Source organism: Okeania sp., assembly GCF_983059655.1.
Genome location: NZ_CEZPJD010000249.1, coordinates 1 through 10,008 on the forward strand (window position 1 = coordinate 1; position 10,008 = coordinate 10,008).

Annotated in this window: 9 protein-coding genes; 2 read left to right on the forward strand and 7 right to left on the reverse strand. The window is 37.3% G+C overall.

What is annotated here, in order from left to right; all coding sequences use genetic code 11:
- Positions 1-247: 247 nt before the first annotated feature.
- The 7 genes from AC3DU7_RS15330 to AC3DU7_RS15360 form a co-directional block, all read right to left on the reverse strand.
- Positions 248-856 (reverse strand): hypothetical protein, encoded by a 609-nt coding sequence (locus AC3DU7_RS15330; RefSeq protein WP_488040196.1) that lies wholly within the window; start codon positions 854-856, stop codon positions 248-250.
- A 676-nt stretch (positions 857-1,532) separates the two neighbouring features.
- On the reverse strand, positions 1,533-2,825 hold the full coding sequence (locus AC3DU7_RS15335; protein WP_488040197.1) for a glycoside hydrolase family 10-like protein: 1,293 nt from the start codon (positions 2,823-2,825) through the stop codon (positions 1,533-1,535).
- 439 nt (positions 2,826-3,264) lie between these two features.
- Positions 3,265-3,486, reverse strand: coding sequence for an AbrB/MazE/SpoVT family DNA-binding domain-containing protein (locus AC3DU7_RS15340; RefSeq protein WP_488040198.1), 222 nt, complete (start codon positions 3,484-3,486; stop codon positions 3,265-3,267).
- Between the two features lie 22 nt (positions 3,487-3,508).
- Complete coding sequence (locus tag AC3DU7_RS15345) at positions 3,509-3,760, reverse strand: ribbon-helix-helix domain-containing protein (RefSeq protein WP_488040199.1); 252 nt, start codon at positions 3,758-3,760, stop codon at positions 3,509-3,511.
- 300 nt (positions 3,761-4,060) lie between these two features.
- Positions 4,061-5,326 carry an acetylornithine/succinylornithine family transaminase gene (locus AC3DU7_RS15350; RefSeq protein WP_488040200.1) on the reverse strand — a complete coding sequence of 422 codons (1,266 nt, stop codon included), beginning with the start codon at positions 5,324-5,326 and terminating at the stop codon, positions 4,061-4,063.
- A gap of 652 nt (positions 5,327-5,978) precedes the next feature.
- Positions 5,979-6,452, reverse strand: coding sequence for a hypothetical protein (locus AC3DU7_RS15355; RefSeq protein WP_488040201.1), 474 nt, complete (start codon positions 6,450-6,452; stop codon positions 5,979-5,981).
- 327 nt (positions 6,453-6,779) lie between these two features.
- On the reverse strand, positions 6,780-7,265 hold the full coding sequence (locus AC3DU7_RS15360) for a hypothetical protein (protein WP_488040202.1): 486 nt from the start codon (positions 7,263-7,265) through the stop codon (positions 6,780-6,782).
- Between the two features lie 400 nt (positions 7,266-7,665).
- Between AC3DU7_RS15360 and AC3DU7_RS15365 the strand changes: the two genes are divergently transcribed.
- Positions 7,666-8,055 (forward strand): DoxX family protein, encoded by a 390-nt coding sequence (locus AC3DU7_RS15365; RefSeq protein WP_488040203.1) that lies wholly within the window; start codon positions 7,666-7,668, stop codon positions 8,053-8,055.
- Between the two features lie 1,048 nt (positions 8,056-9,103).
- On the forward strand, positions 9,104-9,952 hold the full coding sequence (locus tag AC3DU7_RS15370) for a DUF3598 family protein (protein ID WP_488040204.1): 849 nt from the start codon (positions 9,104-9,106) through the stop codon (positions 9,950-9,952).
- The last annotated feature ends 56 nt before the right edge of the window (positions 9,953-10,008 follow it).

A 10,008-nucleotide genomic window follows, 5' to 3' on the forward strand; every position in this document is an offset into this window, starting at 1 on the left:
AGATGAATAGTGAAAATATTGTAGTGCGGGCATCTTGCCCGCGATGGGTGTACCTTATAACAGCGGAAAGCGCTGTAAGTCAAAAGTAAGTAATTAACTCAAAAGTTAAAAGTCAAAAGTGATATTTTATAGGCTCGAAAGTTTGAAATTATAGCAATGTGCGCTGGCATATTTACAAATTACCGAATAATTAAGATATCCGTTTTCAATAATTATTAATTATTTATTATTCATTACACTTCCCTTTTCAGCAACCTGAATATAATCGCACCAAAGCAATACCAGTAACAAAAGCCACAAACAACCATGTCACCAACAGACCGATCGCCTCACTAATAAATAGACCGATCGCCCCATAAATAAATCCACCCACTGCCCAACCAAGGGATAAACCTATAGCCCAAGCAATAATATTAGCAATTATCCACCACTCTTCCCCATAAATTTGCTTTCTAAGTACAAACCATTGGCCTAATCCCAAAATTGCCCCTACAATAGCTCCATTAATCAACCCATGAAATAGCCTAACTAAAATTTGTTCTGTTCGTGGGGCCACCCAACCTAATGCTCCTAAACTACTGGCCCCGATTAATAACCATGTCACAATATTTACTACAACCCACCATCTACTTCGGAAAATATAATTTCTCAGTACCAACCATTGGGCTAATCCGATGATGCCACCACCGATGGCTCCTGAAAAAGCACCAATATAGGGTCTAACACCTATTTCTACAAATATTAAACTGACTAAAAAGCCGACAACGGTGAAAAATACCCACTGTAGCCAAAAACCCCAGGCTATGGTTTTAGATTTAGTGTGGGATGGATGATAATATGATTTAGTAATTGACACAAGCTTGTAGTTGGGCTTTAGCTCTAATAGACCTAGGCGTGAAAAAGATATAAATTTTTTCCAGGAGTAGGCAACAGTTCATTAATTGATAATTGATAATTACCTCGGGTTTTAACCTTTACGGAATTGAATATAAGGAAATATTATTTCTTCTCTTGGTTGATTGGATATGGCGAGGGGACCTCGCCATCCCTCAACCGCTTTTTTCCCCTTAAAAGGGGAGGCTTTAAACCAGAATTATTTAATTATTAATTATTAATTATTCGGTAAGATATTTTTACGCGCGAAGGTACGAAAAAGGATTTTTTAGGGCGAATTTTTCTTTCCTTAACCCCTCTAATTAAAAGGTTTATTTATTTTCCGGGGATATCTAATACACCATATAATTATTGCAAGGGCTAAAGCCCAACTACAAACAAAAACTTTATTATCAGTAATTTTCTGTTAGCCTAGCTTCCCAGGAGGAGGATGTATTTCAGTTTCTCCCCCACTCCCTGACCTATCCGTGTATCCGTGCCATAATCAGTGTGAGCCACTCCCCCACTCCCTCACTCCCTGTACGGACGTTGCATGCAACGTCCCTACCTACTCCCTGACCTATCCGTATATCCGTGCCATAATCAGTGTGAGCCACTTCCCTACTCCCCGCGTCTCCGCGTCTCCGTGTCCCCGTGTCCTATTTCGGGCGAGATACTGAGGTCGGAAACATTTGCTTAAAACCAGTCCGTCGCTCTTGGGGTGAATTTGGAGTCATATAACCCCATAAGGTTTCCCAATAGAAAAAAGATACTCCTGCAAAGTGGTGATCGCGTACTGCTTTGACTTGTTGTTGAATTTGCTCTATTTTCATGGGTGTTTTCATGGTGCCTGTGAGAATACCAATACTGAAAGGAATTTTACTTTTGGCCAATTTTACTTCTGGTTGTTCCAATTCAGCTAAAAATGAAGGTAAGTTATCTCGATACACCTGTAAAACAAATTCATCTACTATACCTCGTTTTATCCAAGTTGGCCAGTCTTGCAGATATAATTTATAAGCAAAGTCGTCGGGATTAGAAGATAAGGATACTATACAATTAGGTTTAACTGCTTTTATGGCTTTATAAAGTCTTTCCATTAAAGCGGTTATTTGATTTGCCCGCCATTGCATCCATTCTGGGTCTGTAAAATCTTCTGGAGGCATTTTACCTTGATGTTGTTCCCTGTAGAGGCGAACTGTAATTGGATCATAGCCTAATTGTACTGGCATGGCAAAGCGATCATCTATTTGAATGCCATCGACATCGTATTTTTTGACAACTTCTAATATCAGGTCGATAAAAAATTTTTGTACCTGTGGATGAATGGGGTTAAGCCAAACATTATTGATAGAGAGAGACTGTTGTAGTGTTGTTAATAAGGACTGTTCATCTGATTCTGGGAGCAGGTCTTTGAGTTCTAATTCAAATATATCTTCGGAAAAATTTCTATTTTTGTCCAGACTGGTTGTCACCCAATGGGGATGGCGTTTGACTAACAGAGAATTTATTGGTGCCATGAAACCATATTCAAACCAAGGGATGACTCGTAAACCTTGGCGATGCGACTGTGTAAATATTTCTCTGAGTACATCCCGACCAAGGCGAAATGTGGCAAGGGTAGGGTCTTGAGGTTGCCCTGTGACTTTTCGAGCAAGATCGCTGGGATAAAATGTGTTACCTCTATTCCAGGTTACGGGATAAACAGTGTTGAAGTTGAGTTGAGAAAGTTGACGGAGGGCGCGGTTAATTCCCCAGGGAGCGAATAATACAGTACTACTAACATTAGTTATCCAGACTCCACGCACCTCTTTTTTTTCGGGTATAGCTTTTGCAGTGACTAATTTTGGGGAGCTTACTATTGCGTATAGGGAAATAGAAAGAAAAGCGATCGCTACTCCTATTCCTAGCCAGATTTTTAATTGTTTGAATTGATGATTAATTTTATTCATTATGAGGGAGTAGGGAGTAGGGAGTAGCTTACAAGGGTATGTTTTTCCAATTTGAGTGGATAAGGACGCGGGGAGGGGGGGACACGGAGACGCGGAGAGAGGAAGACGCGCAGTGAGTGAGTAGGGTGTCGTTAGCGACAGCGTAACGCACCTCTACCCCTAAAGGGTATGTTTTTCCAATTTTGAGTGGATAAGGACGCGGGGAGGGGGGGACACGGAGACGCGGAGAGAGGAAGACGCGCAGTGAGTGAGTAGGGTGTCGTTAGCGATAGCGTAACGCACCTCTACCCCTATTGGACATTTCCTCCAAAAGAGAGAGTAGGGAATAGGGAGAAAGAATTGATGAATAACAGTGGGATAATTTATTTGATTGTTGGAGATGTCTAATGGGAAAAATGGTGCGTGATACTCCACTTCGTTCCGCTCACACACCCTACTACTACTCACCCCAATCCAATTCATCATGCTGCATATCTGGAGTAGCCTCTTTAAGTAGCTCCTCAAGGCTGTATTTAGGTTTGGTAGGGGACAGAATAATTTTATTACCTTCAGTAGATATAGAAACAGTTGTTCCTTCTTTTAAACCTACCTCTTGGATAATCGCTTGCGGAAGTATAACTCCAAGGGAATTACCCCAGATACTCACTTTTTGAGTTACCATAGTTTAAAAATTATATGAACTTTTATAAATTTGTCTCAATCTTTCTAAAAGGCTGAGTATTCTCTAAAAATTCAATTTCATCAGTTTTTGTCCAAGTTCCAGCTAATTTATCCAGTTGATGAGTTGATTTTTCCTCTAACTCTGTAGGAGTAATCTCTTGTTTTTCTAACAACTTTAAAGCTGCATCAACTGCTTGTTGAATGTTAGTATATTTTCCCTTAGCAATTTGGGATTGAATAAATTTTTCTTGTTCTGGACTTAAAGTAATATTCATAGTTACATTTCATAACCAACTTAATATTGTCATTCTACAATACCAATTTAAAAAAAGAATATGTTTGAATAATTAAGAGTGATTAAAAGATTTTACAGTCGTTAGCGACAGCGTAACGCACCTCTACTCCTATTAGATATCTCTTCCAAAAGAGGGAGTTGGGATAATTGATTTTATTTTTGATTATTGGAGATGTCTAGTGGGAAAAATGGTGCGTGATACTCCACTTTGTTCCGCTCACACACCCTACTACTATTCCCCCACTCCCCTACTCCCTGACTCCCCTACTCCCCTACTCCCCTACTCCCTAGCGATCGCTCTTGCCAAAGCATCTACAGCTTCAGTAACTTCGGCAGCAGTTACAATAAGTGGAGGTACAAAACGCAATACTTTCGGACCCGCAGGTACAATTAATAAACCTTCATTCATCGCAGCTTTGACTATATCGATAGAAGTAAACTCCACATCTGCTTTCAACTCCATACCATTAATCAAACCCCAACCACGTACTTCGGTAAATAGGTCGGGATATTTAGTGGCAATAGCATTTAACCCTGCTCGCAACTGTTCGCCTCTCTGCTGTACATTTGTCAACAAATTTTCCTGTTCCAAAGTTTGACAAACAGCGAGCGCTACTGAGCAAACAAAAGGGTTTCCACCAAAGGTGCTAGCATGACTGCCTGGTTCAAAAACATCACAGTGAGATTTACATAACATTGCTCCGATGGGAATACCTCCACCTAATCCCTTAGCGGAAGTAAAAATATCTGGCTCAATGCCCAGATTTTCATATCCCCAAAGTTTGCCACTACGACCCATACCTACTTGTACTTCATCTAATATTAAGAGAATACCTTTCTCGTCACAAATTTCTCTAATTCTCTGAAAGTAAGCTACATCACCAGGACGAACGCCACCTTCTCCCTGGAGTGCTTCTAGCATAATAGCCGCAACTTGTCGTTTGTCTTTGTCTAATTCGGCGATCGCATTTTCTATAGCAGCAATATCATTGTAGGGCACATAATAAAATCCCGGCATTAGGGGGCTAAAACCTTTGTGATATTTTGGTTGCCCTGTTGCGGTAATAGTTGCTAGAGTTCTTCCGTGGAAACTAGCATGGGCAGTCAAAATTGTCGGATTTTCAATATCTAATTTTTCGTGAGCATATTTGCGGGCTAATTTTATTGCTCCTTCGTTAGCTTCTGCTCCAGAATTACAGAAAAATGCTTTGTCTGCACAGGAATGTTCTGTCAACCACTGTGCTAATTCTCCCTGAACTGGGATATAGTATAGATTAGATACATGATGTAGTCGTTGAATTTGTTGCGATACTGTTGCCATCATTACGGGGTGAGCGTGACCAAGGGTACAGGTAGCAATTCCGGCCACAAAATCTAGATATTCTTTTCCTTCGGTATCCCAAACACGACAACCTTCACCGCGTTCGAGGGCAATGGGAAAACGCCCGTAGGTATTCATTACACAAGCATTAAAGTTTTCAGCACTAAATGTTGTATATCCACCTGTTGTTCCTAAAGATTGTTTGACTATTGTTTCAGGGGTCATAAATCATAAATCCTCAAAATTAACCTCAATATTAATTTTATTTTAGAAGAACATATAGAATTTGTAGGTATTTTTTAATTTATATACCAGAAGAAAGCAAGGAAGAAGGGAGAAGGGAGAAGGAAAAATCTGGCGTTGTCTGAGTTTTAAGCTTTTGATATGTCTGTGCCTTTTGCTTCGACTGCTATAACATTATTATCTAAAGTTTTTCGATTTATCAATTTTTATTACTTTTTCCTTGTTTTTTTAGATTCTTTTAAACTTTCTTTTTTGAGTGGGAGCTTAGGGGCAGTAGCAAACAGCAGTAAGTTTTTTTTCACCACCTATAAACCTATCTACCTACCACCTTACCGAATAATTCAGTCTCTTTTAAAGGCGAAAAAAGGGGTCGTTAGCGTAGCTTCCCGAAGGGTGGGATGGATGGGTTACCTAACCATATCCAATCGACCAAGAGAAAAAAAATTTTTCCTAGCGTGTCAATCATATCCGTTTTCAAGGAGAAGTAATAATTAATATAGCGTTTCCCAAAGTTGTGAGGTACAGTTATCTTTTTGTCTTTTTATTCCCTTTTCTCTATTCCCTCAAACCTAAAACTTTGTACCTCATAAGTATGGGAATTGCTATAATTAATTATTAATTGTTAAACGCCTTCTTATTTTCTCACTTTTAATCCAGTCATAGTTTCAAGTTCTTGTCTGAATAATAAAGCATATCGACTAGGGATATCAACCAAGGTAACATTTTCATTATTTTGTGCATCTAAATAAACAATTGCTATTTGAACCCTAGCTTGTTTATCTATAGCACTAATTATTCCACCAACAGGAGAAAGAATACCTTTAGCAATACTTTTTCTGACTTGAGTTTTTGCATAATCTCCTGTAGAAAGTTCCGTAATTTGTTCTTTCTTTAAAGTAAAATTAGCATCTTGATATTCTTCTTTATCAAACGCTATATCCAGGCGCTTACCTGAAATATCTACATTGACTTTGCATTGATTAAACTCCCCATTATTATTATTTAAACAATGAGCCCCATGAGTTCTAGCGAAGGCAATATTACCTGGAAAAAATAATGAAGCAACAGAAACAAGAGCAATTAATTGTTTTTGCATAATTTTAGCCATATTAATTAACTTTAATATTAGACCTCTCTGGGAAACAGGGAGTAAGGAGTAGGGGGAAATAATTGATAATTTGTGCCCAATAATTGAGTTTATTTTTGATTATCAACAGATTTTTATTTTAGATAATTTTTGAGTAGACATCTCTGCCAAAGGAGGGAGTAGGAACGTTGCATGAACGTTCTTACAGAATAGGTGGAAAGAATTAATTATTTTTGTACGATAATTATTTTTATTTTTTATGATCGGAGATGTCTACTAAACATCTGGTAAAAATCAGAAATCAAATCAATTATTATCCATACATCATCAACTATTCCCCCCTGTTCCCTATTCCCTGTTCCCTGTTCCCTCTGTATTACGAATTTGTAAACCAGTCAAAATTTCTAAATCTTTCATTAGAGGTTCGCTATGTTTTGTAGGAATATCAATCATCGTGACATTTTTATTGTTTTGATAATCCACATATTCAAGAGCTAACTGAGTCCTATCCTGTTTAGCAAATAGACCAACTAATGCTCCCAAGGGACCGAGAACTAAACTGGCACCAATAGTTTCTTTAGCTCTTTTTTTAGCATATTCACCAGTTGAAATTTCAGTAATCTGATTACCTCTCAATTTCATATTAACATCTTGAAGTTTGTCAGATTTAAAATTCATTTCTAGGCTATTATTTCTGTTTGAGATAATAACTCTACACTGTTTCATTTCACCACTAATAATATTCAGGCAGTGAGCGCCATGTTCTCCAGCAAAAGCTTTGTTGCTACTCAAAAAAACTGTAGCAATAGATATCAAAATAGCAATTTTTTTCATATTCTTAATGTAGTGAATTAATACTTAATCAGATCGACTAAAGCTTTTTATCTACTAGCTCTAATGAACCTAGACTATATTATATTCTCTAGAGAAGTAGTGTTGGATAATTAACAGTATCAAGAATAAAGAAGATCTAAAGTTGGTCTCGGTAAATTTATGGCCAACTCTATTGGTATCCACAGACACTTTTTCCTTCTTGCCCCTTCAAATAAAAATCCTAATATCAAGCCTCATTAATTAGCCATAATAAAAATGTTTTCCCCAATCAATCTCTTCTTGTTCCCTATTCCATATACCCTATTGCCGATATATTGTATGAAATTTTACAAAAAATAAATATCAATGTTAGAAATATCAAATAAAATAGTAAACGAAAAAGTATACTAGCCAAAGCAACATGAATAATTTACAAAAGTGGACTTCACTCTTAGGCAGAATCTTCCTTTCTGCCGTTTTTATCAAATCAGGTATTGGTAAAATTTTCGACCCAGCAAGTGCTCAACAATATATGGCATCCGCAGGAATTCCTGGTTGGCTTTTATTTCCGACAATTGCTGTTTTATTAATAGGTGGGTTATCTGTTTTAGTTGGTTATAAAGCCCGTTATGGCGCACTTTTATTAATAGGATTTTTAATTCCAAGTAGCCTAATTTTCCACAATCTTTTTGCAGATCCTTCCCAGGAAATTGCTTTTATGAAAAATCTTGGATTAATCGGAGGATTGTTAATGATTTATTCTTTTGGCCCTGGTTCAATTAGTTTTGATGAAAAAAATATTAATTTATGATTTTAAAGAATGCAGAAGGTTTAATTGCTTATGAATAGTTTCCTACACGTTTTATAATTGCAAACAATTTTAAACACTCCTGTTGACGGTGAGGTATTAAATCCGCCACAGAAAAGGTAATACTAAATTTATTGAGGAAAAAAGTCAAAAATAAACTTAATAATTTCCTAGGTTTATACACAAGTATAGGTAACTGCTCAATAATCCGGGGTAAATTGGTAAACTTCAAGCCTCAAATGGCATAAAATTGTTCCTAAACTGATAGTCCGCCCCCATTTATTGAGCGGATACAGGTATATAGCAATCCGCGCAGAGGTTGCGACAAATCAAAAAGTAGATAAAAAAACTGAAACTCTTACCTGTTCCCTATTCCCTGTTCCCTCTCTTGGTGCGCGTTCCCTCTCTTGGTCAGCATTCCGCAAGCGAGCTGACGGCGACGCGGGGTCTGACCGCTTGCGTCTGTCGCCGACGCGGGGTCACACTGCTGTTCCCTAAAAAGCAGTAAGATTTTTGACACGAGTAAAATAGGATTGCTATAGCATATATAGTTTTTTTCAAAACTAGTATGGAAATTAGACATCTCTGGAAAAGAGGGAGTAAGGAGTAGGGATTAGGGGAAAATAATTGATAATTTATGTACGATAATTGATTTAATTTTTGATTATTGAAGATATCTATTGTTGTATCAAAAGTTTAAAATTCAGACAAAACAATATTGTAAGTATTCAGCCGTCAGCTATCAGCACTTCTCTGCGGGATGCGCTCGCATTCAGCTATTGCTCTTAGTTTGCTATAAAAGCTTTACTAATTGTTTTACTGAAAAAGTTGGCTCCCTTGCCCTTAAAGTCAGTTTTTAATTTAAACGCTGTCTTAGCATGAGAGAGTCTTGTTGCTGAAGTCCGCAGTTCCTCCGGAGGAGGCTAGCTGAAAGCTAATAGCTGTTTGCGCAGCATTCCGCAGGAAATGCTTACACAATATTTTCCCTTCTACCTTCTTCTTTCTTCCTTCTTCCTTTTACTATAAAGATCAATAAATTTGTTAGAAAAATATGAAAACACAATGGGAAAATTTTTTACAAAATCTTGGTGAATGGCATGGCTCGTTTACTAAAATTTCTGCTCAAGGAGAAATAGTTGAAGATACACCTAGTATTCTGATTTTAGAAAGCTTGGATGAGCAGAATAAAACAGTTCGTCTAACTCTCCGTCGCTTTACCTCTTCAGGGGATAATTCTCCGCCAAAAGTTAATGAATTAGTCAGAGAATATCAAACCCTTGGCAAAGATATTATGTTTTTTGAAGATGGGGCTTTTTCTCAAGGTTCAATTCAAATATCACCAATTTCAGTTAATGGTGCTGAGTTTAGTTTTATTAATCAAAATCGTCGTCTTCGTTTAGTAGAATTATTTAACCAGGATGGAAATTTCCAAACATTAACTTTAATTCGAGAAAAACGAGCAGATACAAATGCTTTAGAAAATCCGAATCTCACAGTAGATGCTTTATTAGGTAAATGGCAGGGAGAAGCTATTACTATTTATCCTGATTTGCGGAAACCGGATATTTATCCAACTCAAATGGAATTAAAGATTGATAATACAGGTCGATTATTTCAGCAAATTACTTTTGGTAGTACTAATCAGAAAATAATTACTTCTAGTGCGAGAATTGAAGGTTCTATTTTACACTTCGACGAAGGTTCTCAACCTGTAAAAGTTTTACTCCTTCCTGATGGTGCTTCTGCTACTTTGCCGATTAAAGTTGAGTTGAGAAAACCTGTATTTTTTGAGGCTGGTTGGTTAATTAAACCTGACCTTCGTCAACGACTTATTCGTACTTATAATGAGAAAGGAGAATGGGTAAATTTAACTTTAGTTACTGAGCATAGAATTAGATAGATAATTTCTAGTTTTTTGAATAATATAATCTGTAGTATTGCTTAATTTTGATTATT

Bases quoted from the DNA above. Each gene is read 5' to 3' on its own strand.
- AC3DU7_RS15370 (WP_488040204.1), top strand. From the start codon at position 9,104: ATGAAAACACAATGGGAAAATTTTTTACAAAATCTTGGTGAATGGCAT.
- AC3DU7_RS15360 (WP_488040202.1), bottom strand. From the start codon at position 7,265: ATGAAAAAAATTGCTATTTTGATATCTATTGCTACAGTTTTTTTGAGT.
- AC3DU7_RS15335 (WP_488040197.1), bottom strand. From the start codon at position 2,825: ATGAATAAAATTAATCATCAATTCAAACAATTAAAAATCTGGCTAGGA.
- AC3DU7_RS15345 (WP_488040199.1), bottom strand. From the start codon at position 3,760: ATGAATATTACTTTAAGTCCAGAACAAGAAAAATTTATTCAATCCCAA.
- AC3DU7_RS15355 (WP_488040201.1), bottom strand. From the start codon at position 6,452: ATGGCTAAAATTATGCAAAAACAATTAATTGCTCTTGTTTCTGTTGCT.
- AC3DU7_RS15365 (WP_488040203.1), top strand. From the start codon at position 7,666: ATGAATAATTTACAAAAGTGGACTTCACTCTTAGGCAGAATCTTCCTT.
- AC3DU7_RS15340 (WP_488040198.1), bottom strand. From the start codon at position 3,486: ATGGTAACTCAAAAAGTGAGTATCTGGGGTAATTCCCTTGGAGTTATA.
- AC3DU7_RS15350 (WP_488040200.1), bottom strand. From the start codon at position 5,326: ATGACCCCTGAAACAATAGTCAAACAATCTTTAGGAACAACAGGTGGA.